At 54.5% G+C, this 22,068-nt stretch carries 14 protein-coding genes and 3 pseudogenes; 12 read left to right on the top strand and 5 right to left on the bottom strand.

Going from position 1 to position 22,068, the window contains the following annotated elements; genetic code table 11:
- Positions 1–2,266, top strand: a 2,266-nt coding sequence (locus KGA98_RS18870) for a DUF3772 domain-containing protein (protein ID WP_223503164.1), incomplete at its 5' end; no start/stop codon positions are given.
- 106 nt (positions 2,267–2,372) lie between these two features.
- Here KGA98_RS18870 and KGA98_RS18865 read toward each other — a convergent pair.
- The 3 genes from KGA98_RS18865 to KGA98_RS18855 form a co-directional block, all read right to left on the bottom strand.
- On the bottom strand, positions 2,373–3,863 hold the full coding sequence (locus KGA98_RS18865) for an aldehyde dehydrogenase family protein (RefSeq protein ID WP_223503162.1): 1,491 nt from the start codon (positions 3,861–3,863) through the stop codon (positions 2,373–2,375).
- Positions 3,864–3,911: 48 nt separating this feature from the next.
- The gene (locus KGA98_RS18860; protein ID WP_223503159.1) at positions 3,912–4,301 is read right to left on the bottom strand and encodes a c-type cytochrome; all 390 of its coding nucleotides are present in this window, start codon (positions 4,299–4,301) and stop codon (positions 3,912–3,914) included.
- Between the two features lie 303 nt (positions 4,302–4,604).
- Positions 4,605–4,937, bottom strand: coding sequence for a hypothetical protein (locus KGA98_RS18855; protein ID WP_223503157.1), 333 nt, complete (start codon positions 4,935–4,937; stop codon positions 4,605–4,607).
- A gap of 646 nt (positions 4,938–5,583) precedes the next feature.
- On the opposite strand from KGA98_RS18855, the gene KGA98_RS18850 reads away from it, so the two are divergent.
- The 7 genes and pseudogenes from KGA98_RS18850 (at position 5,584) to KGA98_RS18825 (ending at position 15,409) form a co-directional block, all read left to right on the top strand.
- A complete protein-coding gene (locus KGA98_RS18850) occupies positions 5,584–6,906 on the top strand; it encodes a hypothetical protein (protein ID WP_057715399.1) in 1,323 nt (440 codons plus the stop codon).
- 54 nt (positions 6,907–6,960) lie between these two features.
- Positions 6,961–7,686: pseudogene (locus KGA98_RS28730) on the top strand (cache domain-containing protein); the annotation flags it as partial.
- Positions 7,687–8,049: 363 nt separating this feature from the next.
- A pseudogene (locus tag KGA98_RS28725) lies at positions 8,050–9,087 on the top strand (methyl-accepting chemotaxis protein); the annotation flags it as partial.
- 587 nt (positions 9,088–9,674) lie between these two features.
- Positions 9,675–10,781 carry a SagB/ThcOx family dehydrogenase gene (locus KGA98_RS18840; RefSeq protein WP_223503153.1) on the top strand — a complete coding sequence of 369 codons (1,107 nt, stop codon included), beginning with the start codon at positions 9,675–9,677 and terminating at the stop codon, positions 10,779–10,781.
- 31 nt (positions 10,782–10,812) lie between these two features.
- Positions 10,813–12,630, top strand: coding sequence for a methyltransferase domain-containing protein (locus tag KGA98_RS18835; protein WP_223503151.1), 1,818 nt, complete (start codon positions 10,813–10,815; stop codon positions 12,628–12,630).
- On the top strand, positions 12,627–14,189 hold the full coding sequence (locus tag KGA98_RS18830) for a carbamoyltransferase C-terminal domain-containing protein (protein WP_223503149.1): 1,563 nt from the start codon (positions 12,627–12,629) through the stop codon (positions 14,187–14,189). The genes KGA98_RS18835 and KGA98_RS18830 overlap by 4 nt, the downstream gene beginning before the upstream one ends.
- Complete coding sequence (locus KGA98_RS18825) at positions 14,186–15,409, top strand: MFS transporter (RefSeq protein WP_223503146.1); 1,224 nt, start codon at positions 14,186–14,188, stop codon at positions 15,407–15,409. Before KGA98_RS18830 ends, KGA98_RS18825 begins: the two co-directional genes overlap by 4 nt.
- Before the next feature lie 191 nt (positions 15,410–15,600).
- Here the strand turns inward: KGA98_RS18825 and KGA98_RS28720 are convergent, their stop codons facing one another.
- Positions 15,601–15,858 (bottom strand): hypothetical protein, encoded by a 258-nt coding sequence (locus KGA98_RS28720; RefSeq protein ID WP_223503144.1) that lies wholly within the window; start codon positions 15,856–15,858, stop codon positions 15,601–15,603.
- Here KGA98_RS28720 and KGA98_RS18815 point away from each other — a divergent pair.
- Positions 15,846–16,217: pseudogene (locus tag KGA98_RS18815) on the top strand (chemotaxis protein); the annotation flags it as partial. The gene KGA98_RS28720 and the pseudogene KGA98_RS18815 sit on opposite strands and share 13 nt — an antisense overlap.
- Before the next feature lie 670 nt (positions 16,218–16,887).
- Here KGA98_RS18815 and KGA98_RS18810 read toward each other — a convergent pair.
- Positions 16,888–18,039: a hypothetical protein gene (locus KGA98_RS18810; protein ID WP_223503142.1), complete on the bottom strand. Its 1,152-nt coding sequence runs from the start codon at positions 18,037–18,039 to the stop codon at positions 16,888–16,890.
- 320 nt (positions 18,040–18,359) lie between these two features.
- On the opposite strand from KGA98_RS18810, the gene KGA98_RS18805 reads away from it, so the two are divergent.
- From KGA98_RS18805 to KGA98_RS18795, 3 genes are read left to right on the top strand one after another with little or no spacing between them, the layout of a single operon-like run.
- Positions 18,360–19,673 carry an amino acid permease gene (locus KGA98_RS18805; protein WP_154910571.1) on the top strand — a complete coding sequence of 438 codons (1,314 nt, stop codon included), beginning with the start codon at positions 18,360–18,362 and terminating at the stop codon, positions 19,671–19,673.
- Entirely contained in the window at positions 19,666–20,946 is a 1,281-nt protein-coding gene (locus KGA98_RS18800; protein WP_223503140.1) for an aspartate aminotransferase family protein, read from the top strand. Before KGA98_RS18805 ends, KGA98_RS18800 begins: the two co-directional genes overlap by 8 nt.
- A gap of 9 nt (positions 20,947–20,955) precedes the next feature.
- Positions 20,956–21,972, top strand: coding sequence for a phosphotransferase enzyme family protein (locus KGA98_RS18795; RefSeq protein ID WP_223503138.1), 1,017 nt, complete (start codon positions 20,956–20,958; stop codon positions 21,970–21,972).
- The last annotated feature ends 96 nt before the right edge of the window (positions 21,973–22,068 follow it).

Below are 22,068 nucleotides of genomic sequence, written 5' to 3'. Positions count from 1 at the left end.
AATCAGCATCTCCGACAGCGAATTGCTGGGGGTGCAAAACCAGCTCAACAGCCTCAAGCAGCAGGTTTCCCAGGCCAGCAATTACACCCAGCTGGAAAGCTCACAGGACCAGGTGCAAGTACTGATTCAGGAGATTGAACGCCTGTCCACATCACTGCTGCCTGGCCAGGCGCAATTGCAGGCGCAACTGAACGTGCTGGGCCCCGTGCCGCTTGACGAGAACGCACAGGTGACAACTGCAATTACCACCCAACGAGACGCCCTCGGTGAGCAAAAAAACAAGATCGACAGCCAACTCAAAACCCTGGCCGCGCTTAAAATAAGCGCCGCCGAGCTGATCACCCAGATTGCCAGCATTCGGCGCAGCTTGCTGGAAGCGGAAGTGACCCAACAGACCAGCAGTATCCTGAGCCCGAGATTCTGGTCGCCATTGTTCGCTCTTCCAATCGAGGACCGCCAACGTTTCAGCGCCCTCATCGAGCAACTCGAGGCCACGCACCGGGCCGCCTGGCAACCCGGACAACGCGGGATCACGGCCATCCTGTTGATCCTGGCCCTGCTCATATGGACCGTGGGTCGAGACCTCGCCGGCCGGGTTCTGGCGTGGCTGTGCTTTCATCGAATGCCTGCAGGCCGGCTGCGGCGCAGTTCCCTTGCGCTGGCGTCGGTGATGGCGACGGTGCTGACCGCTGGCATCGCCCTGCAACTGCTGCATTTTGCCGGGACCCGGCAACTGCCCTACCCCCCCCTGCTGGCCGACCTGGCGCAATATCTGGAAAAGCTGGCCTATACCTGCGTACTGATCACCGGATTGAGCCGCGCACTGTTGTCCACCAAACATCCTTCCTGGCGCCTGCCCGATATTGCCGATCCGGTGGCGCTGGCGATGGAGCCCTATCCGAGGTTGCTGGCCAGCCTGCTGCTGGTGCTGGTGACCCTGGTGCAGATGAGCAATGTCACCGGCATGAGCGCCGAAGTGGTGTTGTTCGGTCGGGGCATCGTGGCATTGGTCGCGGCACTGGTGATCGGTGCGCTGCTGTTGCGCGTCAGCAAGACGCGCAGAGACCTGATCGTTGCCGGAGAAGCCCCCGAAGGCGTCACCACCTTCGCCGGCCTGATTTACACGTTCACGGGCGCTGCCGTGGTGGTGTCCCTGTTCGCCCTGTTGATCGGCTACGTGACGATGGCCCGGTTCATCACCTATGAAATGGTCTGGATATTCATCATCTGCGCCGGTTTCTACCTGCTCACACAGGTCTATCAGGACACCTGCGACTACGTTTTTTCGCCCCGGCAACCCACCGGCAAGACCATCAAACAGCTGCTGGGCATCGGCAATCCGCGCCTGGAACAGATCTGCACCGTGTTATCCGGAGCCGGCCGCGCCATCCTGATACTGATTGGCCTCATTGCGCTGTTTGTCGGCGGGATCGGTACGACACTCGGGCAACTGTTCACCGGCACTGTGGCCGTACTCGGCGGTGAAGGGCTGCGCAAGCTGAACATCGTCCCGGACAATTTGATGCATGCCCTCCTGACACTGATGATCGGTGTCTACCTGATTCGCACCCTGCGCCGCTGGCTGGATCGCGAATTCCTGCCGAAAACCGAGATGGACCCGGGCATGTGCGCCTCGCTCAGCACCCTGTTCGCCAACATCGGCTACGTGTCCGTCGTCCTGCTCACGCTGGCATCGCTGGGGATCAAGTGGACCAACCTGGCCTGGATTGTCAGTGCCCTGTCAGTGGGTATCGGCTTTGGTCTTCAGGAAATCGTGAAGAACTTCATCTCCGGCCTGATCCTGCTGACCGAGCGCCCGGTGAAAGTCGGCGACCTGATCAGCATCAGCGGCGTCGAAGGCGACATCCGCCGGATCAACGTACGGGCCACGGAAATACAACTGGCCGACCGCTCGATCATGATCGTGCCCAACTCCCACCTGATTTCGCAGAACCTGCGCAACGTCACCCTCGGCGGCAGCGCCCAGGGCGTGGTGATACTCGAGTTGATGTTCCCGTTGGATATCGATCCGGAGCTGGTGCAAAACCTGCTGATGGACACCTACACCGAGCATGAATCCATTCTGGATAAACCAACGCCGTTTTTGCGCTTCAGCCAGCTGAAACCCGAAGGCATCACATTGACCATCACCGGCTATGTCGGCAGCCCACGCACGGTCGGCGCGATCAAGAGCCAGCTGCTGTTTGAAATTCTCAAGCGGTTGGGGGCCGCCGGGATTGAATTGGCGAAACCGCCTGCTGCGTGATGTGGGAGCGAGCCTGCTCGCGATGGTCGCCAACGATAACGCGAACTAACTGACAGACCGCATTATCTTGACGTTTTTCGCGAGCAGGCTCGCTCCTACAGGTTGATCAATGTGCGATACACACCGACTTGAGCTCGGTGTAAGCCTCGATCACCGCACGGCCAAACTCACGGCCCATGCCCGATTGCTTGACGCCACCGAACGGCATCGCCGGGTCGAGCAGCACGTGGGCGTTGACCCAGACCGTACCGGCCTCGATGCGAGGCACCAGGTTCATCGCTTTGCCCAGGTCATTGGTCCACAGGCTGGCGGCCAGGCCGTAGCGGTTGTCGTTGGCCAGTTCGATCACGGCGTCTTCGTCGTCGAACGGCATCACACCCAGTACCGGGCCGAACACTTCTTCGCGGGCCACGGCCATGCTGTGGTCGATGTCCGCCAGAATGGTTGGCTGCACGAAGAATCCATCACCCTCCAGCAACTCGCCGCCAGTCACCACCCGCGCACCTTGCTGGCGGGCCAGTTCGATGTGCTTGAGCACGCTTTGTTGTTGCTTGCGCGAAACCAGTGGGTTGATTGCCGCGTCGCAATTCATGCCGGCGCCAATCGGCATCGCCGAGACGGCGGCAGTCAGGGCTTCGACGAATTGGTCGTGGATCGAACGGTGCACGTAGAAGCGCGAGGCCGCTGCGCAGACCTGGCCATTGTTCAGCAAGCCGCCGAGGATCGCGCCTTGCACGGCTTTTTCGATGTCGGCATCGGCGAGCACGATCATCGGGTTCTTGCCGCCCAGTTCCAGGGAAAAGCGCGTCATGTTCTCCATGCACGCCACGCCGACACTCTTGCCCACGGCGGTGGAACCGGTGAACGACACTTTGCTCACCAGAGGATGCTGGGTCAGCACGCCGCCAACGGAAGCGCCACCACCGGTGACCACGTTGAATACTCCGGCCGGGATGCCGGCTTCCAGCGCCAGTTCAGCCAGGCGCATGGCGGTCAGCGGGGTTTCCATCGCCGGCTTGATGATCACCGCGCAACCGGTGGCCAGGGCTGGCATCAGCTTCCAGGCGGCGATCAGCAGCGGGAAGTTCCACGGCACGATGCCGACCACCACACCCACCGGCTCACGTTTGGTGAAGGCGGTGAACTTCGCACCGGGTGGCAACGGGATCGACACGTCGAAGGTCTGGCCTTCGATCTTGGTCGCCCAGCCGGACATGTAGCGCATGAACTCCACCGTGGCGTTGAGGTCCAGGGCGCGGGCCATGTTGATCGACTTGCCCTGGCTCAGGGTTTCCAACTGAGCCAGTTCTTCGGCGTGTTCTTCGACCAGGCGGGTGAAGTTCAGCAGGATGCGTTCACGGTCCGCCGGGCGCAGGCTCGACCACACGCCGGACTTGAACGCCTTGTGGGACGACTGCACGGCGCGCTCGACGAGTTCCAGCGGTGCATCCAGGGTTTCGCACAGGGTTTGCCCGGTGGCCGGGTTGACCACGGCGATGCTGTCGCCCTCGGCAAACACCCACTGGCCGTCAATGAAGCAGCCGTGACGACGTTCGAGGAATGCAGCAACCTGGGGCAGGATTTCAACGTTGCTCATAATTCACCTTTCATTCAGACGATGTGTTCAGGCGCAAATCCGGCCTGATCAGTGTTGTTCTTTGAGGAAGCACGCGACCGCCTGGCGGTCGTCGGCGGAAGCCAGGCCCATGTAGGGCATGTAGGTGCCCGGCACGAAAGCCTGGGGCTGGGTGATCAATTGCGTGATGTTCTCGGCCTGCCAGTCGACGTCTTTGTCGCGCATGGCCTGGGAGTAGCTGAAACCCGCCAGCGAGCCGGACCTGCGCCCATACACACCGAACAGGGTCGGCCCCATCATGCCGGTCGTGCCCTTGGTCACCGCGTGGCAGACGCTGCACTCAGTGGCAAACACTTCGGCACCACGGCGCGTGTCCGGTGCGCACTCGGCGGCGGACACCGCCTGAACCAGGGTGAAAGACAGCAAACCGATCACGGGCAAACGCAGCGAAGTGAACATAGGAAAACGACCTTGAAAATCCACGCGCCCGCCAGCAGGCGAACGCCAACACTAAAAATGCCGAGGCAACGGTGCTTTGGCAGGTTGGTAGGGATTGTCGGTGGTCGCCGGCACGCAGGTTTTGCCCTGCGTGCCAGTTGTGTTGGCGGTTGTGCCAGATTGCACAGGAGCTGCCTCAGGCTGCGATCTTGAACCTCTCGATATCGCAGCCTTCGGCAGCTCCTACCGGAAGGTGCACTCAATTTATGTAGTGCAGATTCGCGAGATCAGCACTTGCACTAGCACTAGCTAATCCGGTGTTGACTACTTCAGTTTTTCCAACTCTAAAAACTCGTAATCCGCTTCCGGATTCAAGCCATATTCTGACAACACCTCATCAAATTCTGCCTTTGAAATACTTTTGTAGCTTTTGAGTTTGGCCAGAGCCACCGCTAAAGATGGCGAACGCATTATTAACCTACCATCCTTCGAAACTTTCCAACTACTGGAGTTGAAATCAAGTATTTCGTAGCTTTGTATATTTAACATCATGAAGTCTCTTTGCAGGGTCAGGTATAGCATTCCTGCCATACCCACCGTCACCTTCACTGCCGCCTTGTGCCCTGAGGCCTTCGGCAATGCGCGGAGATGAGCCATATTCAAGCTCATCATCAAAACAAGGAACGAATCCAAAATTTTCGCATTTCATTATTGATTACTCGCCATTAGAGAGAACGCCACCCAATTCAGGTGAAGCATCTGTTTTTTAATAACTTTCGGAACAGAGCGCAAGAGACGATTTTTTACACGTAGGAAAATTCACTCAATACAAAAGGAGAGTTCGCACAGGGTATTCGGAAACCTTTTTGCTTATTAAAATCGTAAAAACAGCATTACACCGATAAGTTTTTTACAAGCCTTTAAAAACAAAATAAGCGTTGACTGCAAAGCGAACGATGCTGGCCTTGGCTATCTGTAGGTCGGAGTAGGAAATTTCTTTCTTTTCCCAAAGTATCTTTTTTGAATTTGCGTTTTATCTTTTTAAAAAGGCGACGAACGGCAACCTTGATGATCGGTTGCCATTGCGTGGCGGGGTCTTGACCGGACCGCTCCCAACCGTGTGCAAAAAACTGCGCAACGACCGAATCCACGCACCAAAACCTGACGTCGTGGCAACGCGACATGCAATCTGGCATGCACAACCAACTAATTGGCAAACAGGGAAAAGGGCAAACAATAGCCGCGCCTTAGTATCCGGACAGACCGCAAACCTGCGCTCAAGAACAAGAACGGATGCCACACCATGCTCAAGTCCCCCTTGCTTCGTCTCTCGACGCTCGCGCTGATGATCAGTGCCGGCAATGCCGGTGCCTATGAACTCTACGCCGATGACGACAGCCATCTGAACGCTACCCTCGAAGCCGTGTTCGGCATTTTCCACAGCCAGGAAAACTACGCCCTGTCCGGTCGCCTGAATGAAGGCAGCTCGTCGTGGCGCGAGGGCTACATCAAATACGGCTTGAGCTTCGATCAAGGCCTGGGCGGTGTGGGCACCGCGTACGGCGCGGCGAACATGCTCAGCTCCGGCACCTGGGGCGATGGCGATGCCGCCGGCTTCTCCGATGGTTCGGAACGCACCACCAAGTTCGAAGACGCCTACCTCGGCTGGCGCTCGGCCGATCTGTTCGGCGCGCTGGGCAGTGACGGCGTCGACCTGTCCTTCGGTCGCCAGAACATTGTGGTCGGTGACGGTTTCCTGATCGACGGCGACGCGCTGAACATGGGCAAAGGCCTGGCCGACGGCGAATTCAACCGGGGCGGCGCCTACTACCTGGCGGCACGCAAGGCCTTCGACGAAACCGCCGTATTGCGTCTGGGCGGCAAGGAAGGCTGGCGCAGCGACCTGATGTGGCTCAAATCCGACAACCGCGCCCAGGCCAAGACCGAAATGTACGTCGGCACCCTGGAGCACGTGGCCGAGGCCGGCACGGTCGGCCTGACCTTCATCAAGACCACCGATATCGATGAACAGTACGCCTCGCCGATCCAGCTCGAACGCGACGGCATGAAGACCTACAGCCTGCGTGCGGCGGGCAACGCCGGGGTGAAAGACCTGTTCCTGTCCGGTGAATACGCCAAGCAGGACAAACCCAACACCTCCAGCGAAGACGCCTGGTACCTGGAAGCCGGCTGGACCTTCTCCGACGCGGTCTGGACGCCTAGTGCCAGCTACCGCTACAGCCGCTTCTCGGAAGGCTACGACACCCTGTTCTACGGTTTCAGCCGTGGCTACGGCACTTGGTTCCAGGGTGAAGTGGCGGGCAACTACGCCGGGCCGTTCAACAGCAACTCGCGCATCCAGAACGTCACGCTGAAAGTTTCGCCTCTGGAGAACCTCACCGTCGGCGCGATGTACTTCAACTTCGACACCATCGACCGCAACCTGGGCAACACCGATGGCCACGAAGTCGACCTGTACGCCGAATGGCACGTCAACGACCACCTGACCGTGATGCCACTGGTGGGCATCTACCAACCGGACAAGAGCGCCGAAGACGGTGGTACCCAACTGGGTAACAACGACAAGAACGTCTACGCCCAGGTGGTGTTCGCCACCGGTTTCTAATCTCGGCCGCGGGCAGTGGCCACGCCATTGCCCGCGTGGAAAAAGGTATTTCCAATGCACAGAACATTCCTGACGATCCAGAGCAAGATCGCCCTGCTCGCCGGTCTCTGCCTGCTGTTGGTCGTCGGCTTGTTGATGGGTTTGTCGCTCTATCAGACCCACAAGAGCAGCCGGCAAGTGGCCGAGGCCAGCGGCGACATGCTCGCCAATGCGGCCAGGGAACACATGCAGGCCCTGGGCAAAGTGCAGGCGATGCAAGTGCAGCGCACCTTCATGCAGACCCACGAATACGGCCAGGGGTTATCGCGCTACTTGTTGTACCTGCGACAACTGCAGCATCAGGGCAGCCTGACTCGCCCGCAACTGCGCCAGGAACTCAGCACCCAGCTTCACCAAGCCTTGATCGACAAGCCCGACCTGCTCGGGCTTTATGTCATTTTCGAACCCGGTGGACTCGACGGTGCCGACGCAGACTTCGCCGGCCAGGCCGCCTTGGGCAGCAACGAAACCGGTCGCTTTGCGCTCTATTGGGTGCAGAGCAAACCCGGCGAGCTGCAAGCGGTCATCGGCGACGAAGGCCTGCTTGCCAACACCGAGCCCGGGCCGAGCGGCGCACCGTACAACGCCTTCTACACCTGTGCCCGCGACACCGGCCAGGCCTGTGTGCTGGAACCTTATTTCGACGAGGCCTCCGGCAGCCGCAAACTGGTGACCAGCGTTGCCTTCCCGCTGCTGGAAAACGGCAAGGTCATTGCCGTGGTGGGACTGGATATCAACCTCGCCGCCTTGCAACACAACAGCGAAGCCAGCGCCCGTGAACTGTTCGATGGCAACGGCCAGATCAGCATCGTCAGCCCCCGTGGGGTGATTTCTGCCAACAGCCAGGACGTCGGTCGCCTCGGTCAGCCGATGGACAATGCCGAAGTGATGGACAGCCTGCGTCAGGGCCAGCCAAAAGTGTTTGTCGACGCCCGGCAAATCAAGGTGCTTGAACCGCTGGCGCCGATTGCCGGAGCCGCGCCATGGGGCGTGTTGGTCGGTGTGCCGCAGAACGTGTTGCTGGCACCGGTCACTACGTTGCAGAAAGAGCTCGATGCCCAGGGCGTGCAAAGCACTGCGCTTGAACTGCTGCTCGGTGGCGGCTCGGCCCTGCTCGGCCTGTTGTTGATCTGGTACACCGCGCAACGCATCACCAGGCCGCTGCAAGTACTGACCCGGGTCATGGAAGACATCTCCCTCGGCGAAGGCGACCTGACCCGTCGCCTGCAAGTGCAATCGCGAGATGAAATCGGCCAACTGGCGACCGCCTTCAACCGCTTTGTCGAGCGCATCCACCATTCGATCCGCGAGGTGTCATCGGCGGCGTTGGGGGTGAACGAAGGCGCGCGGCGGGTGCTGGATGCTTCAAACTCGTCGATGAGCAATTTCGACGATCAATCCACCCGCACCAACAGCGTGGCGGCGGCAATCAACCAGTTGGGCGCGGCCGCGCAGGAGATCGCCCATAACGCCTCCGATGCCTCGCAACAGGCTTCGTCCGCACGGCAGCAAGCCGAGGATGGACGCCAGGTGGTGCAGCGCACGATCGAGGTGATGAACGAACTGTCCGGCAAGATCAGTGCCTCCTGCGCCAACATCGAAGTGCTCAACGACAAGACCGTGAACATCGGGCAGATCCTCGAAGTGATCAAGGGCATCTCCCAACAAACCAACCTGCTGGCGCTCAACGCAGCGATTGAAGCCGCGCGGGCGGGTGAAGCGGGTCGTGGGTTTGCGGTGGTGGCGGACGAAGTGCGAAGCCTGGCCGGACGCACCCAGGCCTCGGCGCTGGAGATCCAGCAGATGATCGAAGAACTGCAAGTGGGCGCGCGGGAGTCGGTCACCACCATGACCGAGAGCCAGCGCCACAGCGAAGAAAGCGTCACCATCGCCAACCTCGCCGGCTCCCGCCTGGGCAGCGTGACCCAGCGCATCGGCGAGATCGACAACGTCAACCAGTCCGTCGCCGCCGCCACCGAAGAACAGACCGCGGTGGTCGAGGCCCTGAATGTCGACATCACCCAGATCAACACCCTGAACCGGCAAGGCGTGGAGAATTTGCAATCGACATTGAGGGCTTGTACCGAGCTGGAGCAACAGGCCGGGCGGTTGAATCAGTTGGTGGGGAGTTTTCGGATTTGAGGATGGCTTTAGCTTGATCCATACCAACTAACGTAAACAATTAGTACATAATTACAATAAACGGCCGGACTAAAAACCGGCCGAATTATGTGTGGCTCATGGCCACTGCTTACTCCCTCCTCAATGACTAAATCACTCGTCCGCAGCAGCAAGCATAACCTCAACCATCATTGCGTAACTTTATATTACTAAATATGCAATCTCCTGCATGAAACTCAGACACATCCCCATATCTTGCGATCCGCAATAGATTGATTCAAATTCAAATTTTGTACTTTAGTAGGATTTTATTGTAAGAAAAGAAGATATTTCCTAGACGAATATTCCTACAAGCCGTTTTATTGACCCAGCTTTTAAAGAGGTCTAGCGTTGCCCATGAGGTCTAACGACTTCATCCCTGTTAAAAAATAAGAGGTTCTGATTATGCGTAAAGCAAATTTGCAAACTCGACTAACCGCCTTATCCAATAACGCGTACAACATTCTCATCACACCCGCGAAACGAAGCTCAAAACTAGCTAGCTAATTTGAGTACTATGCCGGGCGGGGGATCCCCCCGCTTGGCATATCCACACGGAGCGTGCCGAATTGAAAAATTTCAAAGTTAATGAAAATCTGACAATAACCCTAAACGACGGAATATTTGGATTATGGAACCTGCAATCCGGCGAACAATACGAAATATTCGAACGACGCTTTTTTGATAGAATTTTCGAGCTAAACGAATTAATAGATCTCCCATACACCCCAAAAGAAGAGGATGAAACTCTCATTGAGGCAGGAATACTACTAATCGGCAGACAAGCTGAAGAGTATCAGGAGCAAAAATTACTGAATGGACCCTGGGGATGGGACCTTATCTCAAAAATATTCCACTTTGGAAGTAAGCATAATTTTTCTGAAGGACCAATAACCTCCGAAAAAAATGAAGAACTCGGCTACGTAGATTTTTGTAGAAGCATCGCTAAAAACATACCGAATATCGACACAGAACGAGTGGGAAAAGAGGTACACCTTCCTTCCTACGAGAACAGCACCATTGGCTCTTACAGCTTAACCAAAGCCCTATGGGAGAGAACTACCAGTCGAAACTTCAAAAAGGAACCAGTATCACTTGAAGCTGTATCAAACATACTTTTTACAACATTCGGAAAAATCCACGGCGACTCACACAAAACAAACCTCGCGGAACGCGGAATTTTTACTGTAGGGTATCGTCGATCGTCGCCTAGCGCTGGTTGCTTACAAGCAACAGAAGCATATTTAATCGCATTACATATCACAGACCTTGAGAGGGGTGTATACCACTACAGATCTCACCAACACAAACTGACAAAACTGGAAAATGAAATAAAATTTGATTTGACTCAAACATTATGCCATCAAAGTTTTGCAATTGACGCTGGGTTTCTCATCGTATTGACTTCGCGATTTGACAAGCTCTGGTGGAAATATCCGCACTCACGAGCTTATCGATCGGCATTGATGGATATAGGGCATCTATCTCAAACATTTAACTTAGTCGCAACAGCCAGCGGCCTAAACACCTGGCTGACAGGATATTTCATCGATGATCAATTGAACAGCCTGATAAAAGTTGATGGATTCAAAGAACACTCGTTATTTGTACTGGCAGGTGGACATGGGAATTCCGACCCTCTTAGCCCTGGAGTTGCAAAACTATTGAAAGCATAACAGACATAACGAAATCTTTTTAGGCACTCATATGCACAATCGAAAAACATCTAAAGATGAATATTCAGAGCAATGCAGAAAAGAAGCCGACAAATACTTTAAAAACAACAAATTTGAGGAGGCAGTTCGACTTTACAACCTTAGCATAGAAGCAAACAGCAACAATGCAACCGCACTTAACAACCTCGCCGTATTGTTCGAAGAACTAGGCAACGACAAAGAAGCAGAGCGACTCTACAAACAAGCTTGTGCATCGCCAAAAATATCAAGCTCAGATAAACTCAAATTTATGCAGAATCTTGCAGGCATTCAGGAAAAAAATGGAACATTAAATGCAACTCTTTGGACGTATCAATCAGCTACAAAAATAGAAGGCTTTTCAAAAAACACCATTGCTTCCAATTACCTTGACTTTCTTCACGCCACACACCTGACTTCATTCGACGCTGCCGTATTTTCCAGCTTAAGCCACCTTTATAAAACCGATACAACAGATAAATACACACTAACAAAAATATATTTCTCACAACTAGCGTTAAAGCTTGAACAAATGGAAGGATCACCCCTTCAGAATACTGAACTCGCACTTGACTTCATGGAGAATGACAACATCACAATCAGTATTATTAGTGATAACCTGATCACCAACCATGTCATAGAAAAACTCATCGCAGATATAAGAAAATTTTTTCTGCTCTCTATACTCAAGGAGAATTACAAAAAACCTTATACAGCACTCCTCACTGCCATAAACAAGCAATGCAAATTGAATGGATACATTTATCCAACTGACGATAACGAATTATCCAAGGTCGAACAACTAAACAGAAAAACCCCAAAACTCCCACATTGTATTCGCGAAGACGCACAACTAATAGCTAATTCATATTCAGAAAACGCAATAACAGAAAACACACACAAACACCCTCCCTCAACTTACAAAAACTCAACATTAAATACACCACAATCTGACAAACAAGAACTTATAAGGTCATTTTATGAAGCAAACCCCTATCCGACCTGGACATCCAAACCAAGAAACACACCATCTTCACTGGATGAACTTTTCACAAGCCTGAACATAAACAACCCACCTAAAGATAATAATATTCTAGTTGCAGGTTGTGGTACGGGGAGACACGCAATTCAGCTAGCCTTGACGTATCCTCACGCAAACATCAAAGCGCTCGACATCAGCGCTACCAGTTTAGAGTACGCGGCAAAAAAAAGGGACGAATATAATATAAAAAATCTAGAGTTCATTCACGGCGATTTAAATCACCTATATTCCTTAGGTATAAAATTTAGCCTTATTGAATGCATCGGGGTCTTACATCACTTACAAAACCCTCTAAAAGGAGGCCAAGCCATTCTTTCGGCCCTTAACGAAAGGGGGATAGCAAAATTAGGCCTCTACAGCACTTCTGCCAGGATCCCAATTGCCGAACTGAAAAGCTTAGCAACGTCGAAAAAAATCACATACGAACAAAACAACCTGAAAATAATACGAAAGCTAGCAATTGCAAACTACAACTATGGAAGGATAAGTGAAATTGTAAATTCACCCGATTTTTTTAGTAGAAATGGCTGTATGGATTTGCTTTTTCACCCGCTGGAAAAAACCTTCAGTGCCACCGACATCCACGCATTCATAAAAAAACTAAAATGCCACTTTGCGGGGTTTGAAAAAGGAGGATCGGAAGGATCACCGTCATTCATAAAATTTGACAATGACACAGACTTAGAAGTCTTTTTTAACGACTGGAAATCCTTCGAAAATCTGAACCCAACTTTTTTCTGTGAAATGTATCTATTTTGGTTAAAACCTATTAGGAGGACAGAACAATGAAAATACTAGGGGTTAATACGGGCCATGACGGCCATATTTGTCTAATCGAAAATGAATCACTGATATTCAGCCATGAATCTGAAAAAAACAGCGGAATAAGATATGCGCCATTATCTCTGAGCGCTGCAATAATTAATGCCATTCAACACTATGGAGAGTTAGATGCGGTAGCTATTAGCGGATGGGCCGAGGGTATGGACCCGAGAAACTCCCCAACCGAGGGTGGGTATCTTGGACTAAACATAGAGAAAACATCTTGCAATTTTAAAGGCAAACAAATTGCCTGGGTAAACTGCAGCCATGAAATCTCGCACATCATTGCCTCCTACGCACTTTCTCCTTATGCCGACGTACAATCTTGCTATGTACTAGTTTGGGAGGGGTTCATTGGGAATTTTTATAAAATTGATACTGACATGAGGATTCAACTGATCGGAAACATCATGCAAGGACCGGGGCTACGATATGCCTTTACCTACGGCGTTGCTGACCCAACTTTCAATTTAAAAAAAGGCTATTGCAGACTTGGCGATGCCGGAAAAATGATGGCGCTGGCCGCATTTGGCAAAAGTGGCGAGCCCGACGCCGACGAATCAAGAATAATAGATTATATAATTAACTGTAAGTCTGCCATAGACACCCTCGACAAAAACAACCTAAAAGAAAGTGGCTATTATAATATCGGGGTCGATTCTGAAAAGTTTTGCAACCTGGCAAAAAAAATATCTGATCGCCTGTTCAGTGTATTTTATGAATTCATCAGCACACACATTAACGAAAGACTCCCACTATTAATATCTGGCGGCTGCGGCTTGAACTGTGAATGGAATAAAAAATGGGAAGACTGTGGATTATTCGAAGATATTTTCGTTCCTCCATGCACTAATGACACAGGTGTCGGCATTGGTGCCGCTGCAGCAGCACAGAAAATATTAACTGGTAAAACCGCACTTCAATGGTCAGTCTACTCAGGGCAACATTTTATTTTAGAGAGTTTAAACGAATCCAAATTTTTGGCCACCCCATTGATATTAACAGATGTATGTAAAGCACTATTAGAAGGCGAAGTAATTTGCTGGGTAAATGGAAACTGTGAAATTGGCCCGAGAGCACTCGGCAACCGTTCAATTATCGCGGAGCCTTTTTCAGCAAACACTACAAAAAAATTAAACTCTATAAAGCACAGAGAACATTATCGCCCTATTGCCCCAATTTGTATCGAGGAGGACGCGCTCCTTTACTTTGAGAACTGCACTCAAAGTAAATACATGCTGTCCTTCCACAACGTAATTGATAAACGACTTAAGGCCATTACCCATATCGATGGTACAGCCAGAGTGCAGACGGTCAACTACAAGGATAATCCTGGCATGTACAACCTATTATCAGAATTCAAAAAAATATCGGGAGTTAGCGTACTTTGCAACACATCACTAAACACCAAGGGAAGAGGTTTTATTAATTCATCAACAGACCTTGAGTCCTTTTGCCTGAGCAATAAAATATCTATTTTTGTAATAAACCAGACAATGTACAGCCTCAAAAGGAGCAAGCTGTGAAACCACCTCAAGTAAAAGGCTACAATTACCTATGCGGAATTCGACTTAGCAGTTCAGTCACGTTATGGGTAGATTTCATTCTAATCTTCACAGTACTCACATTTGGATTCGATGCATCACCATTAACTTTAGGATATGCAGCAGCATTATATGGGCTTCCATCCCTTTTACTAGGCCCAATTTTAGGTACTTTAGCTGACCACACAAACCCGTTCAAGTTCTTGATATTCAGCTTCGCAATCCGATTCATTATCGCTTGCTTGCTATTCGGAGCAACTACTGAAGTTTATTTTTTGACTTTTGTCTGCATGAAAGGAATATCAAATCTGGGATCCGGCGCAGCGGAAATAATCTTAACCAGAAAATTATTAACAAACAAAGCTCTTGTCGACAACATTTCACTTATTACAGTAATTGATCAATTTATAAAAGTCTGCTCGCCACTCGCAGCGGGAGTCATTGCCAGCACAACCGACAAGGCACACGGTTTTTTAATCTCCGCTGCTTTCTCACTATTCGGCATTTTCTGTGTGACCATGCTTTCATTACGTACTCGAGATAAAAAAATACATCAGGTGGAAAAACGAACGCTAGGCAATCTCCAGGCTCTAAGAGTATTGCTCAAAAGCGGTCCATCTACGCAATTATTTTTTATTTGCGCCTTGATTCAATCAGCGGTGCTGGGGTGTTACGACTCCCTTCTCAGTCTGTTCTTAAAGGAGGTCGGCTTTGAAGCTTACGTATTTGGAGCAATCGTTAGTTCAACAGCTCTTGGTGGAATCCTGGCTGGTTTATGCTTCAAACTTGTCTACCCTAGCAAGATTTATTTTTGTTCCACACTTTCCATTTTTACGTTTGGGCTGATGATAGCCGTAGCAGGACTGTTCGAAAAACCAGAATCCACATCAATATTTCTGACATTAACGTCTTTATTTTTTGTCGCCGGCTTTACGTATGGACTAACTTCTTTAGGGTTTGGTGTAAGCCTACAAAAATACTGTCCTGCATCTAATCTTGGAACAGTTTCAGCGACGGCACGGAGTTTAACTTTATTATTCATGATAGCTGGCCCGATTTTTGGTGCTTGGCTTTCTACACTCATTTCAATCAGCGGGGTATTTATTCTCTCGGGGGGCATTGCGATTGTTTCCGGCGGGTTACTCCACTTTAAATATCGTGATGTTTTCAATTTAGAAGCAATTCGTATATCCGAAGAATAACGTGTTGCGAACCGGCACTGAATGACGGTAAGGGATGGAGGAGTGATAACCTTTGCTCCCACAGGCAATTTCCTCACCACCCAATCTGGCACCCACAGCCAACGACATGGCATGCACACAAACATGCCGCTGCGCCCCCCCCCGCTCGTAATATCGAAGCGCAAAGCAACGCTGAACCCCTTCATTTCTCACTAAAACAATAATTCGGCCTTCGGGTCGTGGGAGACTTCTGTGCCTAAGAAAAGTGTGCTGGGCTGGCCAAAGATTGCCCGCCTTGGAATTGCGTTGGTGGTGGCCGAGCAGTTTTCCGGCTGGATCTTCGGGCTGGCGACCGGTGGCTGGCTGAACATGCTCGTCGCCACGTTGTTGATGGCCCTGCTCTGCGGCAGCCTGGCCTTGTGCGTGGTGGAACTGTCCACGGCGTTGCCGAACTGGACGCACTCAAACATCAGCGCTGGAGATCCAGCAGATGATCGAAGAGCTGCAAGTGGGCGCGCGGGAGTCGGTCACCACCATGACCGAGAGCCAGCGCCACAGCGAAGAAAGCGTCACCATCGCCAACCTCGCCGGCTCCCGCCTTGGCAGCGTGACCCAGCGCATCGGCGAGATCGACAACGTCAACCAGTCCGTCGCCGCCGCCACCGAAGAACAAACCGCGGTGGTCGAGGCCCTGAATGTCGACATCACCCAGATCAACACCCTGAACCGGCAAGGCGTGGAGAATTTGCAATCGACATTGAGGGCTTGTACCGAGCTGGAGCAACAGGCGGCGCGGTTGAATCAGTTGGTGGGGAGTTTTCGGATCTGAGATTTTGGTTGCCTGATATGCTGCCATCGCGAGCAAGCTCGCTCCCACATTTGGATTTCTGCCGCACACAAAATCCGTGTACAACCCAGATCCCCTGTGGGAGCGGGCTTGCTCGCGAAGAGGCCATCACATCCAACATCTCCACTGACTGACACTCCGCCTTCGCGAGCAAGCCCGCTCCCACATTTGGATTTCTGCCGTGCACAAAATCCGTGTACACCGCAGATCCCCTGTGGGAGCGGGCTTGCTCGCGAAGAGGCCATCACATCCAACATCTCCACTGGCTGACACTCCGCCTTCGCGAGCAAGCCCGCTCCCACATTTGGATTTCTGCCGTGCACAAAATCCGTGTACACCTCAGCTCCCCTGTGGGAGCGGGCTTGCTCGCGAAGAGGCCATCACATCCAACATCTCCACTGACTGACACTCCGCCTTCGCGAGCAAGCCCGCTCCCACATTTGGATTTCTGCCGCACACAAAATCCGTGTACACCTCAGCTCCCCTGTGGGAGCGGGCTTGCTCGCGAAGAGGCCATCACATCCAACATCTCCACTGACTGACACCCCGCTTTCGCGAGCAAGCCCGCTCCCACATTTGGATTTCTGCCGCACACAAAATCCGTGTACACCGCAGATCCCCTGTGGGAGCGAGCCTGCTCGCGAAGAGGCCGTTAAATATTGCGAAGATCCATCCTGTAACCCGCCCCCGGCGCACCTTCATGAAGTGCCACCTGAATTTTCGAATACAAGGCATTCGCCTCAGCGGTGGTGATTGATCGCGAACAATCACGCAGTACAACACGTAGCAGCACATTCTCCTGCCCCGGCAACAATCCGAGGCGATCGATGGCCTGCAGTGGCAGTTCCGTGAACGCCCAGCGCCCTTTGATTTGCATTTCCTCGATCCAATCCGAACAATCGCCAGCGGCCTGCAACATCCTTTCAGTCAACACTTCTTCGCTGAGCCCCGGCGTTACCGCTAACGAAAGATCACGAGTAATCGACGGCAACCGAGAGACGACGCTCCACGGATTCAAATCATGCATCTGTGCCTGTACTCGTTCGTTCTGATCACGCAGCAAACGAATATCGGGGATGCCTTTTCGCAGCATCGTCAAACGATCCAACCCCATTCCCAGCGCCAGTCCTCCATGGCGCAAAGGATCGATCTTCAGTCGCTCCAACAATGATTTGGCAATTCGACCACATTCCAGAACCTCTACCGGGACGCCGTCATTCAACACATTCACTTCGATCCCGCCTTCGGTGTAATGATGCGCGCTGTTGCTGGAGATCCAGGGCTTGTCCGGCACGGCTGAACCGAGAATATCGGTGACCAGACGCAACAAGTGTTCATGTGTCGCCAGATCAGGATCACCCAGTACCCAGATATCCATCTGATGCGGCTGCGCGCAATGCCAACGGTCCCGGCTGTCGCGACGGAAAGTGATGCCAGGCGCAGCCAATAATATTGACTGCCCCGGTTGTCGTAGCTTGGCCGCTCGCTGAAGCGCTGCTGGAATTTGACTGGTGGTTTGCGTTCGCAGCAACGAACACTCATCGACCCAGCGGGTGTGTGCACTTCCGAGGGTGATTTCTGCTGGGTCATAACCGAGCAATCCGTAGTTTTCCTCTGCGGACACAATTCTCGGGCCCGTTTGCACTTGCGCTTGGGGCCAGCCTTTATCCGTTAACCCCTGAAGCACCTCCTTCAGTAATAATCGAATCGCGTGATCGGGTGCAGCGGGTTCTGTTAGATCAGCCAGTAGAAGGGCTTGTTTAAGTCCTATGTCCGTAACGGTTCGCTTTGAAGACGTCTCCATACTTTTTCTGCCCTGAATTCCGGATACACGGTATCGGCACAGTACACAGGCATTGACAGGTATAGCCGCAGCGCCAGAAAAATCAGATCGAACTGACAGCCGTGTCTTACCCTGCATATGGAACACAGAAGTCTCACCCAATCTGGCACCCACAACCAATGACATGGCATGCGCACACAGCTGCCGCGCCGCCCCCCGGGCGTAGTATCGAACCCGACCTCGGGGCACAACCCGCTCCAGGGCGCCCTGCAAAGCAACGCTGAACCCCTCCATTTCTCACTAACAACAATAAATCGACCCTCGGGTCGCGGGAGATTTCTGTGCTCAAGAAAAGTGCGCTGGGCTGGCCAAAGATTGCCGGCCTCGGAATTGCGTTGGTGGTGGCCGGGCAGTTTTCCGGCTGGAACTTCGGGCTGGCGGCCGGTGGCTGGCTGAACATGCTGATCGCTACGTTGTTGATGGCCCTGCTCTGCGGCGGCCTGGCGTTGTGCGTGGCGGAAATGTCCACCGCGCTGCCCAGTGCTGGCGGTGTATTCGTCTATGCGCAAAGTGCGTTCGGGCCGTTCGTGGGTTACCTCGTTGGCGTGGCCTGTGCCCTGGCTTTGACCATCGGCACCGGTGCAGCCGCGACCTTTATCTGCGCCTATACCGAATCAATTTTCGGCCTCGGTGGCTGGCCGGTGAAGATCGCCCTGTTCACGGTGATCATCGGCATCCACATGCGCGGTGTCGGTGAGGCCATGGGCCTGACGTTCATTGCCGGCGTGATCGCCGTCGTCGCCCTGCTCACGTTTGGCGTGGCCATGGCGCCCCATGTCGAGTTGGCCAATTTGCTGAAGTTGCCCGCCAGCGTCGCAACACCGGTCAGCCTTGGCGGTATCTTCGCCTGCGTGCCATTCGCCATCTGGCTGTTCATCACCGTTGAGCAAACCGGCTCGGCCGCCGAGGAGGCGCACAATCCCGGTCGCACCATGCCCCGCGGCATTCTGGCGGCCATTGGCACGTTGCTGGTGACCGCGCTGGTGGTGCTGGTATGCGCACCGGGTGCCGGTGGTGTCGAGCTCGTCGGTTCGGCAGGTGATCCGCTGTATGCCGCGATGTCCAGCAACAGCGCCTTCGGTGAAGGTTCATGGCTGGCCAGGGTGATTGGCTGCGGCGCGGTGTTCGGCCTGATCGCGACCTTCTTCTCGCTGGTCTACGCCGCGTCCCGGCAACTGTTCGCCATGGCCCGCGACGGCTTGTTCCCGCAATGGCTGGGCAAGACCGGCAAGCGCGGCACGCCCTACCCGGCGCTGCTGCTGATCGGTGCCATCGGCCTGCCGCTGTCCGAGGTCGATCCGGCCACGGTGATGCTCGCGGTCGTGTTGCTGCTCAACGTTTGCTACCTGTTCATTTTCGGCGCGTACCTGCACATCAAACGCAACCAACCGGACCTGCCACGGCCGTTCACCCTGGTCGGCGGCAAACTGGTTGCCTGGCTCGGCCTGGCCCTGACGCTGGTGGTGATCGCCGCCTGCTTCCAGCTCGACATGCTGATGCTGATCGCCCTCGCCGTGACCTTCACCCTGTGCATTTTCAATTACCTGTTGCGCAACCGTCGCGCCACCGTCATCGAGGTTCCAGACCATGCCTGAAGACACTCTGCTGCAACGCCGCCATCGCGTGCTCGGCAGCGCCTCGCCGCTGTTCTACGACAAGCCCTTGCATCTGGTGCGTGGCGAAGGCGTCTGGCTGTTCGACGTCGACGGTCGCCGCTACCTCGACGTCTACAACAACGTGCCCTGCGTCGGTCACTGTAACCCCCATGTGACCGAGGCCATGCACCGCCAGGCCACCACGCTGAACATCCACACCCGCTACCTGGATGAACACGTGGTGCGCTACGCCGAGCGCCTGACCGCGACCTTCGCCACGCCGCTGGACACCGCCATGTTCACCTGCACCGGCAGCGAAGCCAACGAACTTGCGCTGCGCCTGGCGCGCTTTGCCAGTGGCGGCACCGGCATCATCGTCAGCGACTACAACTACCACGGCAACTCGGCATCGCTGGCCGAAGTCACCACCGCCCTGCCCTCGCCGGAACCCTTCGCCGCCCATGCCCGGGCCGTGCCGATTCCGTGCCTGTACCACGCACCGGCCGGCACCACCGAAGCGCAACTGGCCGAGCAGTACGCGGCCAACATCGCGGCGGCGATTGCCTCGATGCAAGCCCAGGGCATTCGCCCCGCCGCGCTGCTGATCGACACCCTGTTCGCCAACGAAGGGCTGCCACGGGTACCGGCCAGCTTCGTCAACAAGGCGGCAGCGCTGATCCGTGCAGCAGGCGGATTGTTCATCGCCGATGAAGTGCAGTCCGGTTTCGGTCGTACCGGCGATCACCTGTGGGGCCATCAGGCCCACGGCGTGGTGCCGGATATCGTCACCCTTGGTAAACCGATGGGTAACGGCTATCCACTGGCCGGGTTGATCACCCACAAGGCGCTGGTCGAATCCTTCGGCCGCCACGCCATGTACTTCAACACCTTCGGCGGTTCGCCGGTCGCGGCAGCGGTTGGCATGGCGGTGCTGGATGTGATCGAGCAACAGCAACTGCTCAAGAATGCGCAAAACGTCGGCGCTTATGTGCAGCAGCGCTTGCAGGAGCTTGCCAACAAACACTCGATCATCGGCGACGTGCGCGGCAAGGGTCTGTTCTTCGCCATGGAGCTGGTACGTGATCACGCCAGCAAGGAACCGGCCGGACTGGAGGCGCGCAAGGTGGTCAACGACATGCGCGAGAACGGCGTGCTGATCAGCAAGATCGGCGCTGGCGACAACATTCTCAAGCTGCGCCCGCCGCTGGTATTCAGCCGCGACCACGCGGACTTGTTCGTCGACACACTGGACAGCGCCCTGAGCGCGATTTGAGGCCCTGCCATGACTGAATTCCACACCCTGCCCCATGACCAGCAAGTAACCCGTCTGCACGAACTGGCGCGCCATGCCCTGCAACAGTGGGAAGGCGAATTCGCCGACATTGAACTGGTGAAGTTCCGCGAGAACGCAGTGTTCTCGGCCCGCCGTCACGACGGTCAGCGGGTGGCCCTGCGCATCCATCGCAATGGTTATCACTGCGAGGCCGCACTGCGTTCCGAGCTGCAATGGATGGAAGCCCTGGCCAGCGCAGGTATTACCGTGCCGCAGATTATCCGCGCACAGAATGAAAGCCATCTGATCGAAGTCACCCACCATGCCATCGGCGAGGCACGTCACATCGACATGCTCGCCTGGCTGCCCGGTGCCACCGCCGGTACTTCCGAGGCGGGTGTGCAGGCCGATACGGAGATCGATTTCCTGTTCAACGAGGCGGGGGCGATTGCCGCGCGCATCCACCTGCATTCGGCGGAATGGCAACAACCGGACGAGTTTGTCCGGCATGCCTGGGATGAAGAAGGCCTGATCGGCGCCAATCCGTTCTGGGGGCGTTTCTGGGAGCTGGAGCAGCTGAGCGACGAGCAACGGGATCTGCTGCAACAGGCCCGGCGTACGGCGCGCAAGGACTTGCGCCAGTACGGTCGGCACCTGGGCAACTTCGGCATGATTCACGCGGATCTGGTGCCAGAGAACCTGCTGATCGAGGGCCCGCAACTGCGCCTGATCGACTTCGACGATGCCGGGTTTGGCTGGCACATGTTCGAGTTGGCCACGGCGCTGTACTTCTGTCTGGACGACCCGCGTCATGAGCAGATCAAGACGGCGCTGCTCGACGGCTACAACGCGGTCAAGCCGCTGACCGAGGCGGATCGCAAGACACTGGCGTTGTTCCTGATGCTGCGTGGCACCACCTACCTGGGCTGGATTCACACCCGCCAGGGCACGCCGACAGCGATTGAAATGGCGCCGATGTTGATTGAGCGGGCTTGCTTGTTGGCTCGGGAATATTTGCAGGCCTGATACACCGCATTCGCGAGCAAGCCCGCTCCCACAATGGATCTCCAGTGAACACAAATCCTGTGTACGACACTGATCAAAGTGTGGGAGCGGGCTTGC

The sequence above is a fragment of the Pseudomonas sp. BF-R-24 genome, from assembly GCF_019947335.1.
In the GTDB taxonomy this organism is placed as follows: Bacteria; Pseudomonadota; Gammaproteobacteria; order Pseudomonadales; family Pseudomonadaceae; genus Aquipseudomonas; species Aquipseudomonas jessenii.
The sequence above is the reverse complement of the archived record's forward strand: the minus strand, read 5'-3'. Positions and strand labels throughout refer to the sequence as shown.